Origin of the sequence: Xanthomonas prunicola, assembly GCF_025266575.1 — a bacterium.
GTDB classification, from domain to species: Bacteria; Pseudomonadota; Gammaproteobacteria; order Xanthomonadales; family Xanthomonadaceae; genus Xanthomonas; species Xanthomonas prunicola.
The window spans coordinates 650,949-674,427 of record NZ_CP096142.1; the positions used below are offsets into that span (position 1 = coordinate 650,949).

The 23,479-nt window shown below is 63.5% G+C and carries 17 protein-coding genes and 1 tRNA gene; 9 read left to right on the forward strand and 9 right to left on the reverse strand.

The window, feature by feature from the left end:
- Positions 1-15 precede the first annotated feature (15 nt).
- From pstB to rnt, 4 genes are all read left to right on the forward strand, one after another.
- A complete protein-coding gene (gene pstB, locus M0D43_RS02475) occupies positions 16-846 on the forward strand; it encodes a phosphate ABC transporter ATP-binding protein PstB (RefSeq protein WP_252163480.1) in 831 nt (276 codons plus the stop codon).
- A 125-nt stretch (positions 847-971) separates the two neighbouring features.
- The gene (gene phoU / locus M0D43_RS02480) at positions 972-1,682 is read left to right on the forward strand and encodes a phosphate signaling complex protein PhoU (RefSeq protein WP_252163481.1); all 711 of its coding nucleotides are present in this window, start codon (positions 972-974) and stop codon (positions 1,680-1,682) included.
- 130 nt (positions 1,683-1,812) lie between these two features.
- Positions 1,813-2,223, forward strand: a complete 411-nt coding sequence (locus tag M0D43_RS02485) for an RcnB family protein (protein ID WP_252163482.1) — start codon at positions 1,813-1,815, stop codon at positions 2,221-2,223.
- 277 nt (positions 2,224-2,500) lie between these two features.
- Positions 2,501-3,142: a ribonuclease T gene (gene rnt / locus M0D43_RS02490; RefSeq protein ID WP_260807813.1), complete on the forward strand. Its 642-nt coding sequence runs from the start codon at positions 2,501-2,503 to the stop codon at positions 3,140-3,142.
- A gap of 220 nt (positions 3,143-3,362) precedes the next feature.
- Here the strand turns inward: rnt and M0D43_RS02495 are convergent, their stop codons facing one another.
- The 4 genes from M0D43_RS02495 to rnr all read right to left on the reverse strand — a co-directional run bounded on the left by M0D43_RS02495 (position 3,363) and on the right by rnr (position 10,997).
- Complete coding sequence (locus M0D43_RS02495; RefSeq protein WP_252163483.1) at positions 3,363-6,398, reverse strand: ligand-binding sensor domain-containing diguanylate cyclase; 3,036 nt, start codon at positions 6,396-6,398, stop codon at positions 3,363-3,365.
- A gap of 260 nt (positions 6,399-6,658) precedes the next feature.
- Positions 6,659-7,408 carry a 23S rRNA (guanosine(2251)-2'-O)-methyltransferase RlmB gene (gene rlmB, locus M0D43_RS02500; protein WP_101363186.1) on the reverse strand — a complete coding sequence of 250 codons (750 nt, stop codon included), beginning with the start codon at positions 7,406-7,408 and terminating at the stop codon, positions 6,659-6,661.
- Between the two features lie 314 nt (positions 7,409-7,722).
- Positions 7,723-8,196 carry a GFA family protein gene (locus M0D43_RS02505; RefSeq protein ID WP_252163484.1) on the reverse strand — a complete coding sequence of 158 codons (474 nt, stop codon included), beginning with the start codon at positions 8,194-8,196 and terminating at the stop codon, positions 7,723-7,725.
- Positions 8,197-8,471: 275 nt separating this feature from the next.
- On the reverse strand, positions 8,472-10,997 hold the full coding sequence (gene rnr, locus M0D43_RS02510) for a ribonuclease R (protein WP_252163485.1): 2,526 nt from the start codon (positions 10,995-10,997) through the stop codon (positions 8,472-8,474).
- A gap of 120 nt (positions 10,998-11,117) precedes the next feature.
- Here rnr and M0D43_RS02515 point away from each other — a divergent pair.
- A tRNA-Leu gene (locus M0D43_RS02515) sits at positions 11,118-11,204 on the forward strand.
- 366 nt (positions 11,205-11,570) lie between these two features.
- On the opposite strand, the gene M0D43_RS02520 is transcribed toward M0D43_RS02515, so the two are convergent.
- Positions 11,571-13,094: a platelet-activating factor acetylhydrolase IB subunit gene (locus M0D43_RS02520; RefSeq protein WP_252163486.1), complete on the reverse strand. Its 1,524-nt coding sequence runs from the start codon at positions 13,092-13,094 to the stop codon at positions 11,571-11,573.
- A gap of 147 nt (positions 13,095-13,241) precedes the next feature.
- Positions 13,242-14,423 (reverse strand): acyl-CoA dehydrogenase family protein, encoded by a 1,182-nt coding sequence (locus M0D43_RS02525; RefSeq protein ID WP_252164944.1) that lies wholly within the window; start codon positions 14,421-14,423, stop codon positions 13,242-13,244.
- 88 nt (positions 14,424-14,511) lie between these two features.
- Between M0D43_RS02525 and M0D43_RS02530 the strand changes: the two genes are divergently transcribed.
- The 4 genes from M0D43_RS02530 to metH are packed head-to-tail and all read left to right on the forward strand — an operon-like array spanning position 14,512 to position 19,611.
- Entirely contained in the window at positions 14,512-15,507 is a 996-nt protein-coding gene (locus M0D43_RS02530) for an ArsR/SmtB family transcription factor (RefSeq protein WP_252163487.1), read from the forward strand.
- The gene (locus M0D43_RS02535) at positions 15,504-16,634 is read left to right on the forward strand and encodes a homocysteine S-methyltransferase family protein (RefSeq protein WP_252163488.1); all 1,131 of its coding nucleotides are present in this window, start codon (positions 15,504-15,506) and stop codon (positions 16,632-16,634) included. The genes M0D43_RS02530 and M0D43_RS02535 overlap by 4 nt, the downstream gene beginning before the upstream one ends.
- The gene (locus tag M0D43_RS02540; protein ID WP_252163489.1) at positions 16,631-16,861 is read left to right on the forward strand and encodes a hypothetical protein; all 231 of its coding nucleotides are present in this window, start codon (positions 16,631-16,633) and stop codon (positions 16,859-16,861) included. Before M0D43_RS02535 ends, M0D43_RS02540 begins: the two co-directional genes overlap by 4 nt.
- A complete protein-coding gene (gene metH / locus M0D43_RS02545) occupies positions 16,858-19,611 on the forward strand; it encodes a methionine synthase (RefSeq protein ID WP_252163490.1) in 2,754 nt (917 codons plus the stop codon). The genes M0D43_RS02540 and metH overlap by 4 nt, the downstream gene beginning before the upstream one ends.
- A 359-nt stretch (positions 19,612-19,970) precedes the next feature.
- Here metH and M0D43_RS02550 read toward each other — a convergent pair whose 3' ends face one another.
- Genes M0D43_RS02550 through fucP form a run of 3 tightly spaced genes read right to left on the reverse strand, consistent with a single transcriptional unit; the run spans position 19,971 to position 23,466 of the window.
- Positions 19,971-21,176, reverse strand: a complete 1,206-nt coding sequence (locus tag M0D43_RS02550) for an AGE family epimerase/isomerase (RefSeq protein ID WP_252163491.1) — start codon at positions 21,174-21,176, stop codon at positions 19,971-19,973.
- Positions 21,173-22,159, reverse strand: a complete 987-nt coding sequence (locus M0D43_RS02555) for a carbohydrate kinase family protein (RefSeq protein WP_252163492.1) — start codon at positions 22,157-22,159, stop codon at positions 21,173-21,175. Before M0D43_RS02555 ends, M0D43_RS02550 begins: the two co-directional genes overlap by 4 nt.
- The gene (gene fucP, locus M0D43_RS02560; RefSeq protein WP_252163493.1) at positions 22,156-23,466 is read right to left on the reverse strand and encodes an L-fucose:H+ symporter permease; all 1,311 of its coding nucleotides are present in this window, start codon (positions 23,464-23,466) and stop codon (positions 22,156-22,158) included. The genes M0D43_RS02555 and fucP overlap by 4 nt, the downstream gene beginning before the upstream one ends.
- Between the last annotated feature and the right edge of the window lie 13 nt (positions 23,467-23,479).

Genomic DNA, 23,479 nt, shown 5'->3' on the forward strand with positions numbered 1-23,479 from the left:
TTCCGGACACCCAACATGAACGATCTCCAAAACGCCAAGCCGATGCATCGCATCGCTGTTCCGGCCGCCAAGGGGGCGCCGACGGCGCAGGCGCCGGTGAAGGTGGCCGCACGCAATCTGGATTTCTATTACGACAAGTACCACGCGCTCAAGAGCATCAATATCGAGATCCCGGAAAAGCGCGTCACCGCGTTGATCGGGCCCTCGGGCTGCGGCAAATCGACCTTGCTGCGCATCTTCAACCGCATCTACGCGCTATATCCGAAGATGGAAGCGCACGGTGAGGTGTTGCTGGACAACGAAAACATCCTCTCGCCAAAGTACCCGTTGAACCGCCTGCGCAGCAAGGTAGGCATGGTGTTCCAGAAGCCGGTGCCGTTTCCGATGACGATCTTCGAAAACGTCGCCTACGGTATCCGCCACCACGAAAAATTGTCCAAGGCCGACATGCAGAATCGCGTCGAACACGCGCTGCGTCAGGGCGCGCTGTGGGACGAGGTCAAGGACAAGCTGGGGCAAAGCGCGCTGGGTCTGTCCGGTGGTCAGCAGCAGCGTCTGTGCATCGCACGCGCGGTGGCGCTGCGTCCGGACGTGTTGTTGCTGGACGAACCGACGTCGGCACTGGACCCCATTTCCACCAGCCGTATCGAGCAACTGGTGGAAGAGCTCAAGCGCGAATACACCATCGTGATCGTGACCCACAACATGCAGCAGGCCGCGCGCGTGTCCGACTACACCGCCTTCATGTATCTGGGCGACCTGATCGAACACGACCGTACCGAAACCATTTTTTCGCAGCCGTCCAAGCAGCAGACCGAGGACTACATCACCGGTCGTTTCGGTTGATGTAACGCGCCAACGCAACGCCGTATTGCAGCAGTTCCGTCGCACCCTTCCCTGCATGCCCTCACCGCATGCACTGTCGCCAGGATGGCGGCGGACATCCACCACTGCCACGAATCGAGACCACGATGAACCAGCACCTCAACGACCATATCGTCAAAAGCTACGACGAGGAGCAGCACCGTCTTGTCGCCGAGATCGTGCGCATGGGCGAGACGGCGGTGGCGCAGTTGGAAGCCGCGTTGGATGTGGTGGAGCGTCGCGACGACAATGCCGCACACCGCATTGTGGTCAACGATGAGGCGATCGACGCACTGGAGCATGCGATCAGTCATGACGTGATGCGACTGGCATTGCGCGGCCCGATGGCGCGCGATCTGCGCGAGATTCTCGCCGGCCTGCGTATTCCGGCCGATATCGAACGCATCGGCGATTACGCAGCCAACGTGGCCAAGCGCTCGATCGCGCTCAATTCCGCACCGCCGCTGCCGCAGACCGTTGGCCTGCGCGCACTCGGCCAGATGGCGGCCAACGCGGTACGCGACGCCGTGCAGGCGTATCGCGACAAGGACGCCAATGCCGCCATCCGCGTCCGCGACGAAGACGCACGCCTGGATGCGCAATACACCGCACTGTTCCGCGAGCTGCTCACCTACATGATGGAAGACCCGCGCAACATCACCCCTTGCACGCATCTGCTGTTCATGGCCAAGAATCTGGAACGCATCGGCGACCACGCCACCAACATCGCCGAGAATGTGTGGTTCTTGGTGCATGGCGAACAGCCGCTGCCGCCGCGCGTGAAGCGCGACGACACCAGCAGCACCGGCGTCATCTAAGCTGCGGCAGCGCGATGGCGCTGCCGTCCTCGCCGGCAACAACTGCCAGACCGCCTTCTCATTACGTATTCAGCTTCGAATCCCTACGGTGGAAGTGCACAGGCCGTTCCTGTGACGCAGGAGTCCGCTGATGAAACGCTTCGTTGGATCTTTCATGGCTTTGTCGCTGCTGACTTCTGTCACGGCGTTTGCAGCGCCGCAGCAGCACGACGGTCACGATCACGATCGTGATCGCAACGCGCAGCGTCACGACGACCATGGCCCTGACCTGCGTGATGATCATCGCGATGACAGGCATGACGACCGACGCGATGATCGCCACACCGCGCATCATGACGATCACCGCCACGACCGCCATGGCCCGCCGTATCGCCGTGGCGAGCGTCTGGCACCGGACCATCGTGGTAGCCGCATTGCCGACTATCACAAGCACCATCTCAAGCCACCGCCGCGCGGGCACGAATGGCGTCGCGTGGATAACACCTACGTGCTGATCGCAGTGGCCACCGGGCTGATCACCAGTGTCGTCGCCGGCCGCTGACGGCTCGCCCACTGTGTCGTGAGGCAGGCCCGGTCCGTGGCAACGCGGATCGGGCCTTTTTGATGGTCGCCCAGAGCGACCGAGGTGATGTGATCGGCGCTCCGATCATCAGATCTGCGCCGATGGCGCACCGTTACCGCGTGGCAGCGATGCATGCCGACTCTGAACTGTCAGGCGCGCACACGTGATGACGGCCCCCAGGCAATGCATGACGCCTCCACCCCAGAACCTGCAGCCTTGCGTCCATGGCAGAGCCCGGGGTGCGACCTGCTAGGCTATGCGGATGAACGAACCGGTCGATGCACAGCCTGCCCCCTCTTTTTTGCCGATGTCGCGCCGCTTTCGCGGCTATCTGCCCGTGGTGGTGGACGTCGAAACGGGCGGGTTCGATTGGAATAAGCATGCGCTGCTGGAAATCGCCTGCGTGCCGATCGAAATGGATGCCGACGGACGCTTCTTTCCCGGCGACACTGCCAGCGCGCACCTGGTGCCGGCGCCTGGGCTGGAGATCGACCCGAAATCGCTGGAGATCACCGGCATCGTGCTCGACCACCCGTTCCGCTTTGCGAAACAGGAAAAGGACGCGCTGGACCATGTGTTCGCGCCGGTGCGCGCGGCAGTGAAGAAATACGGCTGCCAGCGCGCGATCCTGGTTGGCCACAACGCGCATTTCGATCTGAACTTCCTCAACGCGGCTGTGGCGCGTGTGGGCCACAAACGCAATCCGTTTCATCCCTTCAGCGTGTTCGATACGGTGACACTGGCCGGCGTGGCTTACGGCCAGACCGTGCTGGCACGCGCGGCCCAGGCCGCAGGCCTGGACTGGAATGCCGCCGACGCGCATAGCGCGGTCTACGACACCGAACAGACCGCACGCCTGTTCTGCACGATCGCCAACGCCTGGCCGGGGCCGGTTTAGGCTCGGGATTAGGGATTCGGGATTGAAAAAAGTGTCGTGCTTTCTGGATTGAGACAGCCAATAGCGCACATTTACCACTCAGCAATCGCGACTGCCTGATCCCGACGCGGCCCGCTACGTGCCTGCCGCACCCTCATCCGCCCTGTGCGGGTACCTTCTCCCGCAGGAGAAGGACATGCCGGCACCGCTTGTGCGATTTCCGAATCCCCAATCTCCGCTTCTAACCCACACAAATCCGATCGCGCCCTGCGCTCTTGGCGTCGTACAAGGCGTGATCGGCGCGCTGCATCAGCGACGAGCCGGTGTCGTCGTCGCGCAGCTCTGCAACCCCGGCGCTGAAAGTCACCTGCAAGCCCGCCACGCTGCCCCAGTCGTGGCGTGCATGGAACAGCGCGCGGATGCGCAGACAGAGCGCCTTTGCCTCCTCCAGGGTGGTGTCTGCCAATAGCAGCGCGAATTCTTCACCGCCAAGGCGTGCCGGCAGATCCGAGGCGCGCGCGGCCGCAGTGAGTAGCACACCCACCTCGTGCAACACGGCATCGCCGCTGGCATGCGAGTAGTGGTCGTTGATGCGCTTGAAGTGATCGATATCCAGAATCGCCAGCACCAGCGGCCGCGCATTGCGGCGTGCACGGCTGATGTCACGCGCCAGCGCTTCATCGAAGTGGCGACGGTTGGGCAGCCCGGTCAATGCATCTTCGTGCGCCTGGCGCTCGAAGACATCGGACTTGATGCGCAGGCGCGTCAGCAGCTCGCTCTTTTCCTGGTTGGCCTGCAGCAAGCGCTGCGCCTGCAGTTGCAGGTCTTCGGTGCGCTTGCGGACCAGCTCGGCCAAACGCGCATTGTGGGTCTTGTAGCCATGCAGCAACACGCGATACAGCAAGGCGAGCAGCAGGAGCGCACCGAGCGCTGCGGCAATGCGCACATCCTGGCGTTGCCACCACAGCGGCAGGACCTCGAACGCCCATACCGCTTCGTGCGGGCTCCACGCACCGCCCGGATGGCGCGCAGCCACATGCAGGCGATAACGGCCGGGCGGCAAGCCGATGAATTCCACACTGCGCTGCCGGCCGCGTTCGGTCCAGGTATTGTCCAGGCCCTCCAAACGGGTGCGGTATTCGATCCGCTCCGGCAACAGGAAGCTCATGCCGACATAGGACACATTCAAACGATGTCCGCCAGCCAGCTGTTCGCGCTGGCGCCACACCAATGGGCGGCCATCCTGCTGCACGCTTTCGATCAATGCCGGCGGCGGGCGGCGTTCGCGAAAGCGCTGCAAACGTGCCGGGTCGACCATGCTCACGCCGCCCGCTGTCACCACCCACACCGTGCCGTCGGCACGCCGCAGCATGCTGGGGCCGGAACTGCCGTTGGTCTGCGCATTGCCCATGCCGTCGATCTCGCCATAACGCTCGATGGCGAGCGTGCCGTGCCCATCGGCCACTGCATCGAGCGTCTTGAGCTCGGTACGCAGCATGCCGCGATTGCTGCTGATCCACGCATTGCCAAGCCGGTCTTCCACGACCTGGAACACCGTGTCGACCGGCATGCCCTGCTCCAGACCCACGCGTGCAAGAACGCCATTGCGCTCGCGATACAGGCCGCGATCGGTCGCGATCCACATCGCGTCGCCGATGGCCTGAAAACCGAACACGCTGCGCGCGCCGCCCAGGCTTTCCAGATTCAACTGCTGCAGCTTGCCGTCGCGGAGTACCGCTGCGCCGTCGACCGAGCCCACCCACAATGCCCCATCGACGCTGGCCAGCGCCGTCACCACGCCGGTGGGTCCCCCTTCGATCGCCAATGGCGCGTACTTGCCGTCCACCAGGTGCACGACGCCACGCTGGGTCGCCAGCCAGACTGCATCGTGGCCGTCGATCACGATCGCGCGGATATGCCCGCTGGGAATACCGTCGGCCTCGCCGTAATGCCGTAGCAAGCGTCCATCGCGCAATACGAAGACGCCATCGGCATAGGTGCCCACCCAGAGGTCGCCGTGCCGGTCCAGCGCCAGGCTAAGCACCGACAGGCGCCGGCCGGACGGCGTGACGACCGGCACCGGCACGATGCGCCCGTCCGGCAGCACCCGGTCCAGGCCGGCGGTTCCGGCGATCCACAGGCTGCCGTCGCGGTCTTCCAGCATTGCGCGGCTATAGTCGCCGCTCAATCCGTCGCGCTGACTGTAACTACTGAACAAGGTTTCGCGCAGCCGGAACAGACCGCCGTTGGCGCCGACCCAGATGCTGCCTTCGGCATCTTCGCGCAGGCTGACGATGCGCCCGGTCGGCAGGCTGCGACCAGCCGGCAGATGCTCCACGCCATATCGTCCGATCCGCAGCAGCCCCTGATTTTCGCTGCCCAGCCACAGATCGCCGTGGCGATCCTGCAGCATCGCAGTGAAGTGGCCCTGCCCGGGCACCCGGTGCACCAGCTCGGCACGCTCGTCCTGCAAGCGGTACAGCTGGTCGCCCGCGACCACCCACACCGTGCCGTCCGTCGCGCGATACGGCCATGCCAACCCGGGCGGAAATCCGAATGCCGCAGGCGCGCGACGCATACGCCCATCCGGTTCGCGGTAGATCAGCCCGTCGAAGGTGCCGATCAACAAGCGCCCCTGCGTATCAAACAACATGCGCGGAAAGCTGCTCTGCAGCGGCACCCCATCGGCCGGCGGGAAATAGTCGAAGCGCCCATCCGGCCACAGGCACCCGAGCCCATGCCCTTCGAACAACAGCCACATACGGCCTTCAGCATCCATGGTCATCGCATGGATCAACGCCTGCGGCCACTGCCCGCGCCGTTGCCACTGCCGCCACTGCCCATCGGCGCCGTGCCGGACCAGATTGCCACGCGCATCGCTCAGCCACAGTGCGCCATCGCGATCCACATACAACGCGCCGACGCCGTTATCGGGCAGCCCCGGGCGCGTGCTGCGATCGATCACGCTGAATTCCAGCCCGTTGTAACGCACCAGGCCTTCCCAGGTAGCGAACCACAGATAGCCGTCATGGGTCTGGGCGATATCGCGCAGCGAGTTGTGCGGCAGGCCCCTGCGCGAACTCCAGCTGTCGATGGCGTAGTCGCGTAAGCGCGCGGTGCCAGGCGATGCGGCGAACACTGCGAGCGAAAAAACCGCCAACAGCAGGCAGGCGCCGGTACCAAACCAGCGCCACCACCGTCTGTTTGCTCGTCGTGCTGACGCACGTGCGCCGCAACTGCTCTCGCCCGTTTGCCAGGCGCCCACCCCTTTTTTCATCACACACAACGCGCCGTTTGCTGGCGATATGGTAGGCAAAAACGCCACGGCGCGTTCGACGATGGCTGCGCATGTGTCGAAAGGCTTGCTGCAACGCCCTGCGCGTCAACCAGCTGATGTCTTGCGCCCGGCAACTGCGCAGAAGTGCGCAGATGTCAGTCAGCAATGGACCGACAAGGAACCGGAGCCGACTGACATCGCGCAATGCGCGTGCCATACAGAGGCCAGCATGCGTGCACTCAGCCCTGAGGCACGCGCGATTACGCGCCCAGGCGCTGGCGCACGACCTCGAACAGGGTCACACCGGTGGCAACCGACACATTGAGGCTTTCGATTTCGCCCGGCATCGGAATCTTGACCAGACCATCGCAGTGCTCGCGCGTCAGACGGCGCAGGCCATCGGCCTCACCACCGAGCACCAGCCCGACGTTGCCGCGCAGGTCCACGCTGTACAACGACGCTTCGGCCTCGCCGGCCAGGCCATACAGCCACACGCCCTGCTTTTGCAGATCGCGTAAGCAGCGCGCCAGATTGGTCACCGCCACGACCGGAATACGGTCGGCCGCACCAGCGGAGGTCTTGCGCACGGTGGCATTCACCGTTGCCGACTTGTCCTTGGGAATCACCACCGCGGTGACGCCGGCGGCTGCCGCGCTGCGCAGGCAGGCACCGAGGTTGTGCGGGTCCTGCACGCCGTCGAGGATCAGCACCAGCGCGCGCCCTTCGGCGGCTTCGACCAGGCCTTCCAGCTCGTTCTCCGCCCATAGCCGTGCAGCGGCATAGCGCGCTGCCACGCCCTGATGGCGCACCTGCCCGCCTACGCCGTCCAGCGCCTGGGTGTTGACCCGGCGCACGTCGATGCCCTTGCGGCGCGCCTGTTCCTCGATCTCGGTGAGGCGCGGGTTCTTGCTGCCAGCCTCGATCAATACCTCGCGCACGTTGTCGGCGTCGTTCTCGACGGACGAGGCGACAGCATTGACGCCGACGATCCACTGGTTCTGCTTGCTCATTGCGCGGGCATACGAAGAGATAAAGGGGAATGGTAGGGCCTGCGGCCTGTTACGTCACGGCCGGGGCATGCGAGCCTGGGCGACGCCAATCAAGCGATACCGCATGGCATTGGGCTGGACACGTGGCCTTTGCGGGGTCCAGCTCGCGCGCTCCTGCTTTGAATGCATGCAGGTCGCGCAGATCAGCGTGCCGATCGATGGTTATCGGTGATGCACTGGCGCGTCTCACTACGGCCAGTGACGGCAGCGAGCGAGGTGACACCGTTGATGCGGGCGTGCCACGATCAGCGGTACAACGAAACCAGGATCACGTCTCACGCCGGCCACTGCTCGGTGTCGTGATCCGGATGCTGCCGCGATACCACGCTGGCCAAAAAGGCTTCCGCAGCGGCATCGTCCTCGGGTGGGCGCGTGGGCAACTGCGCCAAGGTATCGACGAAGGACAGCTTGCGATCCAAGCCGTACTGAAGATGCGGCGGCAACTGCTCTGGCGTATCGAATGCACCTGCCGCAACCGCCACGCCATCGGGCGCTTCATAGGTCAACGGCGTGCCGCACTCGGCGCAAAAACCGCGCTGCACGACCGACGAGGATGCAAAACGCTTGGGCGCGCCACGGGTCCAGCGAAACTCGGTGCCACGCACAGACACCAGTGGTGCGTAATACGCACCGAACGCCTTCTGGCACATCCGGCAGTGACAGATCGACGCATGTACCAGCGCACCGCGCACATGAAAACGCACAGCCCCGCACTGGCAGCCACCACTGTATTGGCTTGAAGTGTCCATCGTCTGCTCCGCACATCAGTCTGTTACGGACGCCATTGCGGACACGCAACGCTCGCAATGGCCACACCTGCACTGAGATCAGCCAACGCAAGGTCTGCGCTCACCCAGGCGGGTGCAGTCAGCACTCGGAGTCGGCCGCAACCGCTCGCAGGCTGCGGTTCCCCGGCACCGTCCACACCCACCTCACGACGACTCGCGACCTTGCGTCAAACGCTCTTGCTGACGACTACGCCGCATCGCGGGCCGCCATCTCGGCCGCCCGCAACGCCGTCACCTCAGTACGACTTTTTCTTGCGCTTGGTCGGCTTTTCGCGTGGCGGCAGCGGCGCTTCGGGCGCCGCGCCATCTTCGGCCAGACGGAAGTCGATCTTGCGCTCTTCCATGCTGGCCTTGAGCACCAGCACGCGTACCGGGTCGCCCAGACGGAATTCGCGGCCACGGCGCTCGCCGCTGAGCGTCTTGCGGATCGGGTCGAACTGGTAATAGTCCTGCGGCAGCTGGGTGACATGCACCAGGCCGTTGACCTTGGACTGCGTCAATTCGACGAACAGACCGAACCCGGTCACGCCGCTGATCACGCCGTCGAATTGACCACCCACATGCTTTTCCATCCACGCGGCGCGGTAACGCTCGTCCACTTCGCGTTCGGCTTCGTCGGCACGCCTGCCGCGCTCGGAGCATTGCAGCGACAACCCCGCCATCTGGCGCGGGGTGTAGATGAATTTTTCTGGGCTGGCACCGGTCAGGGCGTGCTTGATCGCGCGATGCACCAGCAGATCCGGGTAACGGCGAATCGGCGAGGTGAAGTGTGCGTACGCCTCCAATGCCAGGCCGAAGTGACCGTTATTCTCGGGCGAATACACCGCCAGGCTCTGACTACGCAGCAGCACCGATTCCAGCAATGCCGCGTCCGGACGCGCGCGCACCTTCTTCAGCAGCTTGGTGTAGTCACCGGGGCGCACCTTGCTCCACGCCGGCAAGCTCAGCTGGAATTCCTTCAGGAACTCCAGCAGGTCTTCGTACTTGCTCTCCGGTGGGCGCTCATGCACGCGGTACGGTGCGGGCACATGCACGCTGAGCAGGTAACGCGCCGCCTCCACATTGGCGGCGATCATGCATTCTTCGATCAGCTTGTGCGCATCGTTGCGCACCAGCATGCCGGCCTGCGTGACTTCACCAGTGTTGTCGAGCACGAAGCGTACTTCGGAGGTTTCGAATTCGATCGCGCCGCGATGCGTGCGCGCCTTCGACAGCACGTGATACAGCTGATGCAGGCGCTGCACCTGCGGCAGCAACGGGCCGATGAACGCCTTGGTGTCGGCATCGTCTTCGCCCACCGCCTTCCAGACCTGGTTATAGGTCAGGCGCGCATGCGAGTTCATCACCGCTTCGTAGAAACGCGAGCCGGTCACTTCGCCATCGCGTCCCACCTGCATGTCGCAGACGAAACACATACGGTCGACCTTGGGCATCAGCGAGCAGATACCGTTGGACAGCGTTTCCGGCAACATCGGCACCACGAACCCCGGGAAATACACCGAGGTGGCACGCTTTTGCGCTTCGTCATCCAGCGGCGTACCGGGACGCACGTAGTTGGACACGTCGGCGATCGCCACCACCAGACGGAAGCCGTCGGCGTTGGGTTCGCAATACACCGCGTCGTCGAAATCCTTGGCGTCTTCGCCATCGATGGTGACCAGCGGCATCTGCCGCAGATCCACGCGCCCGCCAATCATCTGCGACTCGACCACCAATGGCACGGCTGCCGCTTCGTCCAGCACTTCCTGCGGAAATTCGTGCGGCAGTTCGTGGCCGTGGATGGCCATTTCCACCACCAGCGACGGGGTCAGCTTGTCGCCCAGCACCGCGATGATCTTGCCGATCGCCGGGCGGCGCGCGTCCGGCGGGGCAATCAGTTCGCAGACCACCAATTGGCCTTCGCGTGCCTCGCCGATACCGTCCGGCGCGATCTGCACGTTGCGTTGCACGCGCTTGTCGTCCGGGTCGACATAGGCCACGCCGTGCTCGTAGAAGAACCGCCCAAGCATGCGCGACATGCGGCGTTCCAGCACACGCGCGATCGCGCCTTCGCGGCGGCCGCGGCGGTCGATGCCGGTGACGTTGGCCAGCGCACGGTCGCCATGCATGACCTTGCGCATCTCGAACGGCGGCAGAAACAGGTCGTCGCCACCTTCGTCTGGCTTGAGGAAGCCGAAGCCTTCCGGGTTGGCGATCACGACACCAGCGATCAAGCTGGTCTGCTGCACCGGTGCGTAGCCGCCGCGGCGGTTCTGCACCAGTTGCGCTTCGCGCACCATCGCGGCCAGGCGCTTGCCCAATGCATCGATACGATCGCTGAGGTTGAGCTGCTCGGCAATTTCTTCGGCGGTCTGCGGACCGTCGCAGGCTTCCAGCAACTGCAGGATGGCTTCCCGGCTGGCGATCGGCTCTGCGTAACGCAGGGCCTCGCGGTCGGCGTGCGGATCCTTGAATTCGGCAGCAGGAGGCGCGGCGGTCTGGAAGCGCTCCGGCGGCGGCGCAGGCGGGCCGCTCTTGCGCGGATGCGGTGCGCGTGGGGCCTGCGGCGTTGGCAGGGCGGCCGGCGGTTGCGGCGCGGCGCTGGAAGCTTTGTCGGCAGCGCGCTTACTGGCGGACTTGGTCGATGCGCCGGCGGCGGCGCGGACCAGAAAGTCTGGCATCCAGCCTGGCAATTTCTGCTGTTCGGCGGTGCTGGACTCGCCTGCGCTGGTGGATTTGCGGCGACTCGGCCGATCGGGATCTGGGGTGTTTTTCTTTGTCATTGCTTACATGGTACCCCTTGGCGCACCGAGATGGGCGGCAAGGCCGGGCAGCCGTTGCCGATTGCCATGCATAAAACGTTGACAAGCCTGGCAAGAGCCTGCAAAATTCGCGGCTCACCTGCCCAGGTGGCGGAATTGGTAGACGCACTAGCTTCAGGTGCTAGCGGGGGCAACTTCGTGGAGGTTCGAGTCCTCTTCTGGGCACCAGTTTAAAAAAGACCTCCGAGCGATCGGGGGTCTTCTGGTATCCGGGGGGTCGAAAAATGCAGCGTCACCGCGACTGAGTGCCGCGCGGGGCCTGGCGCGGTAACCGGACGCGGGGTTCGCTTGCCCTGCATTGAACACGACCGGCCTGATCGCACCACACCCTACCTCGTGCGTCGATGGCCTGGCTTGAGGTCGTCAGCCCACCGGAAGCCATCGCCGCTCTCCACGCAGCAATGCGGCCCTTAACACTTTAGAACCAAGCGCGACTGTCAGCGTCAGATGCGAGACTGCAACGCATGGGTGGCCGCATTGCACCGCCCGCCGTGCTCGTCGGTCGATGCATGCGCTTGCGTGCTACCCGCTGCTTTACGGCGTTGCGGTAATCCCCGCTTCGCGCAACGCCTGTGCCCAGATGCGGTAGCCAGCTTCGCTGGGATGTGTGCCGTCCGGCATCAGCGTTTCGGGCAGCGTGCCGTCGGCTTGCAACAGCTTCGGGCCGATATCGACCAGGCGCACCGCGGGGTCTTTGGCGTAGCGCGCGGCCAGCAACCGGTTGGTTTCGGCGATGGGCGCACGCCGCGCATCGTCGGCATTGCGACCACGCGGCATGATCGCCATCAGGATCAGCTTGCTGTTGGGCAGGCGCCGGCGCACTTCACTGACCACCGCCTGCACGCCCAATGCGGCTTCGGCCGGAGTGCTGGCGCGCGATTGTGCGGTGCCACTGAGGTTGTTGGTGCCGATATGCACCACCACCCAGCGCGGATCCAGGCCGTCGAGTTCACCCTGGCGGATGCGCCACAGCACATTTTGCGTGCGGTCCCAGCCGAAGCCCAGATTCAATACCGGTCGCCTGCCATACAACCACTGCCACGACTCGGGCCCACTGACGCGCGTGGCCTGCGGCGGCCCGGACCAGAAATGCGTGATCGAGTCGCCGATCATCACCACCTCTGGCTTCACGCTGCGCGCGGCCACCAGCGCTGCGTGGTGGCGCGCATACCAGTCATAGGAATCCTGCTCCAGCCAGTCGACCGGCATCAGCGAGGTCGCTGCATCACGGCCAAGTTCGCCCACCGGCTTGACCGGTGGCTCGCCCAGCAGCCGCGCCAGTGTGGGCTCGATCGCTTCGGCCAGCATGCGCTGCCCCTGCGTGTCCGGATGCAACGCACCGGCAGCCGGACGGAACCGGGTGTCGTAGAACAGCTCGGTGCGCAGCTTGCCGTCGCGCTGGAAGATCGAGCTCACATCCAGATAGGTCACGCGCGGGTTGTCGCCGTACCGCACGGCCAGGCCCTGGTTGATCTGCGCATCGCGACGCGACTTTTCGCTGGAGATATCGCTGGGCAACACACTCAACAACAGGATGTGCGTGCGCGGCAGCTTTTGTTCGATCGCTGCGACCACCGCATCGACGCCCAGCTGGGTCTGTTCGGCCGTTTGACCGAGATGACCAGTGTTGTTGGTCCCGATCAGCACCAGTGCGACCTTAGGCTGCAGCCCACCGACTTCGCCATTGGCCAGCCGCCACAGCACGTTTTCGGTGCCATCGCCGCTGAAGCCCAGATTGAGTGCGCCGCGGCTGCCGTAGAAGGTCTGCCAAGTGGGCTGAAAGTCTTCGTCCGGCGCCTTGGCTTTGTCGTAGTTCTGGGTGATCGAATCGCCGATCAGCAGCAGCGTGGTGTCCGGGTGCTGCTTCACCTGCTCCAGCACCTGCGCATGCCGCTGCGCCCACCAGGCTTCCTGCAGGCGGTCGGTCGGCACGATCGACGGTGGCGGCGTTTGCGCGCTTGCCGCAGTGCAACTCAGCAATAGCCCCCAGCAGCACAGCGTGCGTGCGAAGCCAGACAGAGAAACGCGAAACGACGTAGCGTGCGAAGACCGGGACATGCGCGCACCAGACACGGGAGAAGCGCCGATTGTGGTCCGCGCGTGCGGCGCGCGACAAGCGCTGGCGTCGCTGTGCTTGGTCGCGATGGTTTCGCGGTAAGCACTCCAGCGCCACCGCGTTGTGCGGGACGCTGGAGTGAGGACGAGTTAGCGCAAGCCGGTCTCGCCGCGCGCAATCACCAACCGCTGGATTTCCGAAGTGCCTTCGTAGATTTCGGTGATCTTGGCATCGCGGAAGTAACGCTCCAGCGGCATCTCTTTCGAATACCCCATGCCGCCATGAATTTGCACGGCTTGATGGGTGATCCACATCGCCGCTTCAGACGCAGTGAGCTTGGCCACCGCCGCTTCAGTGCCGAACTTCCGCCCCTGCCCCTTCAACCATGCCGCACGCAGCGTCAGCAGCAGCGCTGCATCCAGCTTGCACTTCATGTCGGCGATCTTGGCCTGGGTCATCTGAAACGTGCCGATCGCCGCGCCGAACGCCTTGCGCTCCTTGACGTACGCCAGCGTGGCTTCGTACGCCGCACGCGCAATACCGACCGCCTGCGATGCGATGCCGATGCGCCCGGCATCCAGCACGCTCATCGCGGTCTTGAAGCCCTCGCCTTCCACACCCAGCACCTCATCGGGCTGCGCAACGTAATCGGCAAACTCGATTTCGCACGTGGCCGAGGCGCGGATGCCGAGCTTGGGCTCGGTCTTGCCGCGGTGAAAACCCGCGCGATCGGTGTCGACCACGAAGGCGGTAATGCCGCGCGAACCCTTGTCCGGCTCGGTCACTGCGAATAACACGATGTATTTGGCGACAGGGCCGGACGTGATCCAGCTCTTCTTGCCATTGATGACGAAGCTGCCATCGCCCTGCTTGACCGCGCGGCAGCGCATTGCCGACGCATCCGAGCCGGACTGCGGCTCGGTCAGCGCGAACGCACCGATGTGCGTGCCTTCGGCGATCGCGCGCACGTACAGCTGCTTCTGCGCTTCGCTACCGTTTTTCAGAATGCCGGTGCAGAACAGCGAGTTGTTGACCGACACGATGGTGGAGTGCGCGCCATCGGCGGCAGCGATTTCAATCATCGCCAGCGCATAGCTGATCGGGTCCATGCCGGCACCGCCGTATTCGACCGGCACCTCGATACCCATCAGGCCGTTTTCGCCCAGCAAGCGGATATTTTCCAGCGGAAATTCGCCACTGCGGTCGAATTGCTCGGCGCTGGGCGCGATCTTTTCCTGCGCGATGCGGCGCGCCACATCCTGGATCATCAATTGTTCTTCGGTAAAGCTGAAATCCACGTCGCACCCCTCCAGGCCTGAGCTGAGCCCCATTGTAGCGCCAACCATTCGCATGCGTATGTAGTTGACCACACCTGCCGCCCGGTCGAAAATATCTCCATATCGCGATATAGAGATATTCATGGATCTGGAAGACTGGTCGGCCCGCCTGAAGGTGTTTGCCGACGCCACCCGCGTCCGCCTGCTGACCTTGCTGGAGCAGGAAGAACTCACTGTGGCCGAGCTGTCGGCCATCACCCGGTTGGCGCAACCGCGCGTGTCCACGCATCTGGCCAAACTCAAGGAAGCCGGGCTGGTCCGCGACCGCCGCGCCGGGGTGTCGGCGTACTACCGCTTCGACGAAGTGTCGCTGGACCCGGCCCAGCGCGCGCTGTGGCTGGCGCTGAGCACCGGCAGCGACGACCCCCTGCTGCGCCAGGACGCCGAACGCGTCGCCGCCGTGCTGGCCAACCGTGCAGCCGACCAGAACTGGGCCGATTCGGTGGCCGGCGACATGGAACGCCATTACTCGCCGGGACGCACCTGGGAGGCCTTGGCGCGCACCGCGCTGCCCCTGCTGGAAACCGGCGACGTGCTCGACATCGCCTCCGGCGACGGCGTGCTTGCCGAACTGGTGGCGCCGCACGCCACCCGCTACATCTGCATCGACACCAGCGCGCGCGTGGTCGCTGCCGCCAGCGAGCGCCTGCGCAAATTGCGCAATGTGGAAGTGCGCGAAGGCGACATGCATGCGCTGCCATTCCCCGATGCCAGCTTCGACCTGGTGGTGCTGATGCATGCGCTCACCTACGCGGCCAAACCGGCGCAAGCGGTGGCCGAATCGGCGCGCGTGTTGCGGCCCGGTGGCCGCCTGCTGCTGTGCAGCCTGGCCAAGCACGAACACCGTGCCGCAGTGCAGGCGTACGGCCACGTCAATCTCGGATTTGCTGCCAAGGAATTGCGCAAGTTTGCCGAGAAAGCCGGGCTGGACGTCTCCAGTCTGGAAACGGTGACGCGCGAAAAACGTCCGCCGCATTTCGAAGTGATCTCGTTGATTGCGATGAAGCCGGGAATGGGGAATCGCGAATCGAGAATCGTTGGAAGCAGCGCCATTGCCTCACGGAGCATCGCATCATGACCTCTACAGCACCCCACTCCCCCATCGCACATGTGCTGCCCTGGCTGCATCCCGAGCGCGCGGCCAAGCTCACTGCCGCACTCGCCGAGCGCATCCTCATCATCGATGGGGCGATGGGCACCATGATCCAGCGCCACGATCTGCAGGAGCCCGATTATCGTGGCACCCGCTTTGCTGACGGTTACGACAGCGCGCATGTGCATGGCCCCGGTTGCGACCACGCGCAGGCGCCAGAAGGCCACGATCTGAAAGGCAACAACGATCTACTGTTGTTGACCCGCCCGGAGATCATCGCCGGCATCCATCGCGCTTATCTGGATGCAGGCGCCGACCTACTGGAAACCAATACCTTCAACGCCACCTCGGTGAGCCAGGCCGACTATCACCTGGAGCATCTGGTGTACGAGTTGAATAAGGCCGGCGCACAGGTGGCACGTGGATGCTGCGATGCCGTCGAAGCGCTGACGCCGCACAAGCCGCGCTTTGTGATTGGTGTGCTCGGCCCCACCAGCCGTACTGCCTCGATCAGCCCGGACGTCAACGACCCGGGCTACCGCAACACCAGTTTCGATGCACTGCGCGACACCTATCGTGAAGCCATCGAGGGATTGATCGATGGCGGCGCGGATACGCTGATGGTGGAAACCATCTTCGACACGCTCAACGCCAAGGCCGCGTTGTATGCGATTGAGGAGGTCTTCGAAGCGCGCGGCGGGCGTTTGCCGGTGATGGTCTCCGGCACCATCACCGATGCATCTGGCCGCACATTGTCTGGACAGACTGCCGAAGCGTTTTATGCATCCGTCGCGCATGGGCGGCCGTTGTCGGTCGGCCTGAATTGCGCCCTCGGCGCCAAGGATCTGCGCCCACACGTGGAGACGCTTTCGCAGATCGCTGACGCCTATGTCAGCGCGCATCCGAATGCCGGCTTGCCGAACGCCTTTGGCGAATACGATGAAACGCCTGAGGAAATGGCCGAAACCTTGCGCGAATTTGCCAAGTCCGGCCTGCTCAATCTGGTGGGTGGTTGCTGCGGCACATCGCCGGATCACATCCGCGCAATTGCCGAAGCGGTAGCGGATCTGCCGCCGCGACAGTTGCCAGGTGCGCAAGAGCTGGCGGCGTGATGCAGCACGTGGGCCCTCATCCGGCGCTGCGTGCCACCTTCACCCGCACGCGCGAGAAGGACGGCACGTTGCTCGGCACGTGGGCAAAAGCTTCCTTCTCCCGCACGCGGGAACAGGTGCCCGAAGGGCGGATGATGGCCATCTCGGTCCGCGCCCGGCTGATCGCCAACCGTCATCGCCTCGCCTGGACATTCGCCATGTCCGACGCCCACAAGAGCATCGCATGAGCACTCCCCGCTACACCCGCCTGTCTGGCCTGGAGCCGTTGGTCATTACGCCGGACCTGTTGTTCGTCAACGTCGGTGAGCGCACCAACGTCACCGGCAGCGCGCAGTTTCGCAAGCTGATCAAGGAGGAGCGCTACGAGGAAGCAGTAGAGGTCGCACGTCAGCAAGTGGACAGCGGCGCGCAGATCCTCGACGTCAACATGGACGAAGGCCTGATCGATTCGGAAAAAGCGATGACGCGCTTTCTCAACCTGATCATGTCTGAGCCGGATATCGCGCGCATTCCGGTGATGGTGGATTCATCCAAATGGAGCGTGATCGAAGCGGGATTGAAGTGCCTGCAAGGCAAGAGCGTGGTGAACTCCATCTCACTCAAGGAAGGCGAAGCGGTGTTCGTCGAGCACGCGCGCAAGGTGTTGCGCTACGGTGCCGCCGCGGTGGTGATGGCCTTCGATGAAGCGGGCCAGGCGGACACCTGCGCGCGCAAGGTCGAGATTTGCACGCGCGCCTACAAGGTGCTCACCGAGCAAGTGGGTTTCCCGCCGGAAGACATCATCTTCGACCCGAATATCTTTGCCGTGGCCACCGGCATCGAAGAACACGACAACTATGCGGTTGACTTCATCGAAGCCACCCGCATCATCAAGGACACGCTGCCGCATTGCCATGTGTCCGGCGGCGTTTCCAACGTGTCATTTTCGTTCCGTGGCAACGAAACCGTGCGCCAGGCGATCCACTCGGTCTTCCTATTCCATGCAATCAAGGCCGGCATGGACATGGGTATCGTCAATGCCGGCGGCATGCCGATCTACGACGAGCTGGATCCGGAACTGCGCGAACGCGTGGAAGACGTCATCCTCAACCGACGCAAGGACGGCACCGAGCGCCTGCTGGAAATCGCCGAGCGCTACAAGGGCACGAAAGGCGCGGCGAGAGTTGAAGACCTGGCCTGGCGCGACAAGCCGGTCCGCGCACGCCTGGCGCATGCGCTGGTGCACGGCATCGACGCATTTGTGGAAACCGATACCGAAGAAGCGCGACAGCAATCCACACGCCCACTGGACGTGATCGAAGGCCCGCTGATGGACGGCATGAACGTGGTGGGCGATTTGTTCGGTGCCGGCAAGATGTTCTTGCCGCAGGTGGTCAAATCCGCGCGCGTGATGAAAAAAGCGGTGGCGTATCTGCTGCCCTTTATCGAAGCAGAAAAATTGCGCACCGGCGATGTCGGCAAGTCCAACGGCAAGATCATCATGGCCACCGTCAAGGGCGATGTGCATGACATCGGCAAGAACATTGTCGGCGTGGTCTTGGCCTGCAACAACTTCGATGTCGTCGATCTGGGCGTCATGGTGTCGGCACAGGTCATCCTGGATCGTGCGCGCGCCGAGAATGCGGACTTGATCGGACTCTCCGGACTGATTACGCCCTCGCTGGAAGAGATGTCGCACGTCGCGCGGGAGATGCAGCGGCAGGGTTTCGACATTCCGTTATTGATCGGCGGCGCGACTACCTCGCGCGCGCACACGGCATTGAAGATCGACCCGCACTACACCGCGCCTACCGTATGGGTGAAGGACGCGTCGCGTGCGGTGGGCGTGGCGCAATCGCTGATCTCGCGCGACCTGCGCCAGGCCTTCGTTGCCGCCAACGATGCTGACTACGCGGAAATCCGCGCACGCCACCGCAATCGCGGCGATGCCAAGCGCTTGGTGTCTCTGGAAAAAGCCCGTGCGCAGCGCTTCGATGGCGATTGGGACACCTACACGCCGCCTGCCCCGCGACAGCCGGGCATCCACGTGTTCGATGACTACCCGCTGCAGGAGCTCATCGAACTCATCGACTGGACGCCGTTTTTCCAGGCTTGGGAACTTGCCGGCAAGTTCCCAGCGATTCTCAGCGACGAGATCGTCGGCACCCAGGCCAGCGAGCTCTATCGCGACGCACGCCGCATGCTCAAGCGCATCGTCGACGAAAAGTGGCTCACGGCCAAGGCTGCGTTCGGGCTATGGCCGGCAAATGCAGTAGGCGATGATGTTGTCGTGCTGACCGAGCCTGCGGAATCGGGAATCGGGAATCGGGAATCGCAAGGCGATGCATTGGCGCCCGACCCTTGCCGATTCTCCATTCCTCATTCCCTGCACTTCTTACGCCAGCAAGTCGACAAACCCGTCGACCGCCCCGATTTTTGCCTGGCAGATTTCATCGCGCCGAAGAGCAGCGGCAAACAGGACTGGATCGGTGCATTCGCAGTCACCGCCGGCATCGGTATCGACCCGCATGTGGCCCGTTTCGAAGCCGCGCACGACGACTACAACTCCATCCTGCTCAAGGCATTGGCCGACCGTCTGGCCGAAGCATTGGCCGAGCGTCTGCATCAACGCGTGCGCACCGAATTCTGGGGCTACGTCGACGATGAAACCTTGGACAACGAAGCCTTGATCGCCGAGCGCTATCGCGGCATTCGTCCGGCGCCCGGTTACCCGGCTTGCCCCGAACACAGCGAAAAACGCACGCTGTTCGATCTGCTCCATGCCGAGCGCAACGCCGACATGTCGCTGACCGAAAGCTTCGCGATGTTACCCACCGCAGCGGTCTGCGGTTATTACTTCAGCCATCCCAAGAGCCAGTATTTCGTGGTCGGGCGACTGGGCAAGGAACAGGTGGCTGATTACGCAAAGCGCAAGGGCATCACCTTGGCATTGGCGGAACGTTGGTTGGCATCCAACCTGGATTACGACCCGGAATAAGACCGACTGACCTGCGGCCGGACAGCACGCAGACCATTACCGGACACACAATGCGCAAGCAAGCGCCAGTCGACACGGCTGGCGTGCATAGCTTCCAATAGAAAGCCCGCGCACTCTCTGGCGCGGCGCCCTCGCCGAGTGCGGGCTCACGACGTGTCCCGCAAGCGGTGAGGATACCGAGCCCTCAACTGACCAGGCTTTTGACTTGCGTCCTTGACTGCGTCCAACCGACGCGACGACAGAACTTGGTACGCATCGCTTCCAACGAGGCGTGCATATAGGGACGCTAAAAACAGATCGCCGGGCATGACCCGGCGATCCAGACTCAACGCTCGGCAAAACGCGTCGATCTCACTGCATCACGCCGCCGGCCGCAACACGTTCAAGACTTCGTAGCACGCGCCCATGGTGTGGTAATCGGTCTTACCCGCCGGGCTTTTCTCATCGCTGTACTTGCGGTTGTCTGCATCCAGAATGCGATACCACGCGCCGTACTGATGGTCGATCATGTGCGCCCACGAATAGGCCCACAGCTTGTCGTACCACTGCCAGTAGCGATCATCGCCGCTGCGTCGGGCCAGCAGTGCGGCGGCGGCCAACGATTCGGCCTGCACCCAGAAATACTTGTCGTCGTCGCAGACATTGCCGTCAGGATCGAAGCCGTAATACAGCCCGCCGCGCTGCGCGTCCCATGAACGCTCCACCGCCACATCGAACAGATGCTGCGCGGTGGGCAGCAACCAGTCGGCCGGCGCGTAGCGATCCAGCAGCATCAACAACTTGGCCCACTCGGTCTGATGCCCAGGCTGAAAGCCCCATGGGCGGAACAGGTGCTTGGGATTGTCGCGGTTGTAGTTCCAATCGATATTCCACTGCAGGTCGTAATGCTCCCACACCAACCCATCGGCCTTGGCCGCCTGGCGACGGGTCATGTTCTCGGCCAGCACAAGCGCGCGATCGAGATAACGCTGCTCGCCGCTGGCCTCGTACGCGGCGATCATCGCCTCGCACATATGCATGTTGGCGTTCTGGCCACGGTAGCTGGTGAAGTTGAACTGCGCGTCGGCTTCGTCGCGGTACAGCCCGAATTCCGCTTCCCAGAAATGCTTTTCCAGCAGCTGCCAGGTTTCGTCCATCCACGCACGCGCCTCATCGACGCCGGCCTTCAGACCACACGAATATGCCAGCAGCACGAAGGCCACGCCGTAGCAGTGATTCATGTCGTCTTCGACTACGCCATCGCGCAGCGTCCACGCATAGCCGCCGGTTTGCGGGTTGCGGTGCACGTTGCGCAGATAGTCCAGACCGTGGCGGACCGCATGCAGGTACGCCGCATCGCCGAATTCGCGGTACGCCATCGCATAGTTGAAGACGAAGCGCGTACTGCTGACCAGGTGCCGATGCCCGGCATCATAGATCGAACCATCGTCGCGGAAGTACTGGAAGAACCCGCCCGCCGGATCGATCGCGCGCGGATGGTAGAACGCCATGGTGTCGGCGATGTGCTGGCGCAAGACGTCAGCCGAACGAAAATCGGGTGCAGGTGTTGCAGGCAAACGGCTCATGATTGTTCCTGGATCAAAGAATGGACCTCATCGACGCTCGGCATCGCCGCGAACGCGCCCTTGCGCGTCACCGCCAACGCACCGACCGCGGCAGCAAACCGAATCACCTCGTTGATTGCCGCTGAATCGCCGCATAGCTGTTCCAGCGAAGATGCGCGCGCGGCAAGCTGATACAGCAAGCCACCGACAAATGCATCGCCGGCAGCGGTGCTATCGCGCACCTGCACACGAAACGCAGGCACCTGGCCGGAGTCGGTGCGTGTCTGCCAATGCACCGGACCGCCACCATCGGTGACCAGCAACCAACAGGCCTTGCCCTGCCACAGTTTTTGCGTGACCGCACTGGCATCGCTATCGAGCGTACCCGCAAGATAGTCGAGTTCTTCGCGCGAGAGCTTGACCACATCGGCCAGCGCCAGCGCCTCCCATAGCAGCGACGCCGGGTCCACATCCTGCGGCCACAGCATCGGGCGCAGATTCAGATCGAGGCTGACGATAGCGCCATCGGCGCGCGCGCGGCGCATGCCGTCGAGCGTGCAGTGCGCAATCTCCGGCTCGGTCATGCTGTTGGAACACACATGCAACACCGCTGCCTGCGTAAACCCATCGGCAGCGAAGTGCTCGGGACGGAACAACAGGTCTGCTGCCGGCGGGCGATAGAAACTGAAACTGCGCTCACCCGCTTCGTCCAGTGCAACGAAGGCCAACGCAGTCTTGGCCTGATCGGTGCGCACGATGCCATCGGTCACAACCCCGGACTGCTGCAAGCTCTGTAGCAGGAAGTCCCCGAACATGTCGCGCCCAAGCATGCCGACGAAATGTGCAGCGCCTCCCAAGCGCGCCACCGCCACGGCGACATTGGCCGGCGCACCACCGGCATATTGCGCGAAGGTCCGCGCCTGGTCGGGGCTGGTCTGCGGCAACGCCAGCATGTCGATTAACGCTTCGCCGAAACACACCACCTGATGTTTGGTCGCACTCATGCGCGCACCTCCGCCAGGGCGCCGCGCAAACGCGAGCCCCAGATACCGTAGAACACGATATACAGGTAGCACAGCAGCGGCAGCACGAACGACTCATGCAGGCCAATGCTGTCGGCGAGCAGCCCTTGCAGATACGGCACGATGGCGCCGCCGACAATGGCCATGATCAACAGGCTCGAAGCGCGCCCGGTCAGCGGACCAAGCCGCTCGATACCCAGGGTGAAGATGGTGGGAAACATGATCGAATTGAACAGGCCGATCGCCACCAGCGCGTACACCGCCAACATGCCGCCGCTGGCCATGGTCAGCCCCAGCAACACCGCGTTGATCGCAGCGAACACCGACAACAACACGCGCGGGGACAATTTGGCCAGCAGCGCCGAGCCGATGAAGCGGCCGATCATCGCCAGCGTCCAGTAGGCCGACACATACTTGGTCGCCTCACGCTCGGTGAAACCGCCGATCTGCGGCAACGAGAAGTAATTGACCATCAGGCTGCCGATCGCCACTTCTGCGCCGACATAGAAAAAGATCGCCAGCACACCGAAACGCACATGCGGATGACGCAAGGCATCGAGCAAGGAATGCTTGCTCTCGTCTTTCTGTGCGCTTGCGTCGGTCAGTGCCGGCAGACGGAACAGAAACACGAAGATTGCCAGCAGGAACAACACGATGCCCAGCCCGATGTACGGGCCTTGTACGGCCTGCGCTTCCTGCACGCGATAGGCGAGCTGCTCAGCCTCGGGCAAGGCTTTCAGCTGGTCACTGCTCATCACCGTGTTGGCCAGGATCAACCAGCCCCCCAACAGCGGCGCGATCGCAGTGCCAAGCGAATTCAGCGCCTGCGCCAGGGTCAAGCGGCTGGAAGCGCTGCGCTCCGGACCCAGCAAGGCGACGTAAGGATTCGCAGCGACCTGCAGGATGGTGATGCCGGTGGCCAGCACGAACAATGCGCCGAGGAATGCACCGTACACGCGCAATTCCGCCGCCGGCCAGAAGCCCAGCGCGCCCACCGCCGCCACCGCCAACCCAGCCACGATGCCCTGCTTGTAGCCCAACCGGTTCACCAACCAACCGGCCGGCAGCGACATCAGGAAGTACGCACCGAAGAAAGTGAATTGCACCAGCATCGCCTGCGCGAAGTTGAGCTCGAACACCGCCTTCAAGTGCGGAATCAGGATGTCGTTGAGGCAGGTGAGAAAGCCCCACATGAAGAAGATCGTGGTCACCACAGACAACGCGACGCCGTTGTTGACGGGCGCCTTGTTGCCGCTGGGCACGGAGGATTGCGTGGAAAGGGAAACCATAGGGATTGCCTGG

What these genes read in the sequence shown, in the direction of transcription:
- pstB (WP_252163480.1), top strand. Translation starts at nt 16, where the DNA reads ATGAACGATCTCCAAAACGCCAAGCCGATGCATCGCATCGCTGTTCCG.
- phoU (WP_252163481.1), top strand. Translation starts at nt 972, where the DNA reads ATGAACCAGCACCTCAACGACCATATCGTCAAAAGCTACGACGAGGAG.
- M0D43_RS02485 (WP_252163482.1), top strand. Translation starts at nt 1,813, where the DNA reads ATGAAACGCTTCGTTGGATCTTTCATGGCTTTGTCGCTGCTGACTTCT.
- rnt (WP_260807813.1), top strand. Translation starts at nt 2,501, where the DNA reads ATGCGGATGAACGAACCGGTCGATGCACAGCCTGCCCCCTCTTTTTTG.
- M0D43_RS02495 (WP_252163483.1), bottom strand. Translation starts at nt 6,398, where the DNA reads ATGAAAAAAGGGGTGGGCGCCTGGCAAACGGGCGAGAGCAGTTGCGGC.
- rlmB (WP_101363186.1), bottom strand. Translation starts at nt 7,408, where the DNA reads ATGAGCAAGCAGAACCAGTGGATCGTCGGCGTCAATGCTGTCGCCTCG.
- M0D43_RS02505 (WP_252163484.1), bottom strand. Translation starts at nt 8,196, where the DNA reads ATGGACACTTCAAGCCAATACAGTGGTGGCTGCCAGTGCGGGGCTGTG.
- rnr (WP_252163485.1), bottom strand. Translation starts at nt 10,997, where the DNA reads ATGACAAAGAAAAACACCCCAGATCCCGATCGGCCGAGTCGCCGCAAA.
- M0D43_RS02520 (WP_252163486.1), bottom strand. Translation starts at nt 13,094, where the DNA reads ATGTCCCGGTCTTCGCACGCTACGTCGTTTCGCGTTTCTCTGTCTGGC.
- M0D43_RS02525 (WP_252164944.1), bottom strand. Translation starts at nt 14,423, where the DNA reads ATGGGGCTCAGCTCAGGCCTGGAGGGGTGCGACGTGGATTTCAGCTTT.
- M0D43_RS02530 (WP_252163487.1), top strand. Translation starts at nt 14,512, where the DNA reads ATGGATCTGGAAGACTGGTCGGCCCGCCTGAAGGTGTTTGCCGACGCC.
- M0D43_RS02535 (WP_252163488.1), top strand. Translation starts at nt 15,504, where the DNA reads ATGACCTCTACAGCACCCCACTCCCCCATCGCACATGTGCTGCCCTGG.
- metH (WP_252163490.1), top strand. Translation starts at nt 16,858, where the DNA reads ATGAGCACTCCCCGCTACACCCGCCTGTCTGGCCTGGAGCCGTTGGTC.
- M0D43_RS02550 (WP_252163491.1), bottom strand. Translation starts at nt 21,176, where the DNA reads ATGAGCCGTTTGCCTGCAACACCTGCACCCGATTTTCGTTCGGCTGAC.
- M0D43_RS02555 (WP_252163492.1), bottom strand. Translation starts at nt 22,159, where the DNA reads ATGAGTGCGACCAAACATCAGGTGGTGTGTTTCGGCGAAGCGTTAATC.
- fucP (WP_252163493.1), bottom strand. Translation starts at nt 23,466, where the DNA reads ATGGTTTCCCTTTCCACGCAATCCTCCGTGCCCAGCGGCAACAAGGCG.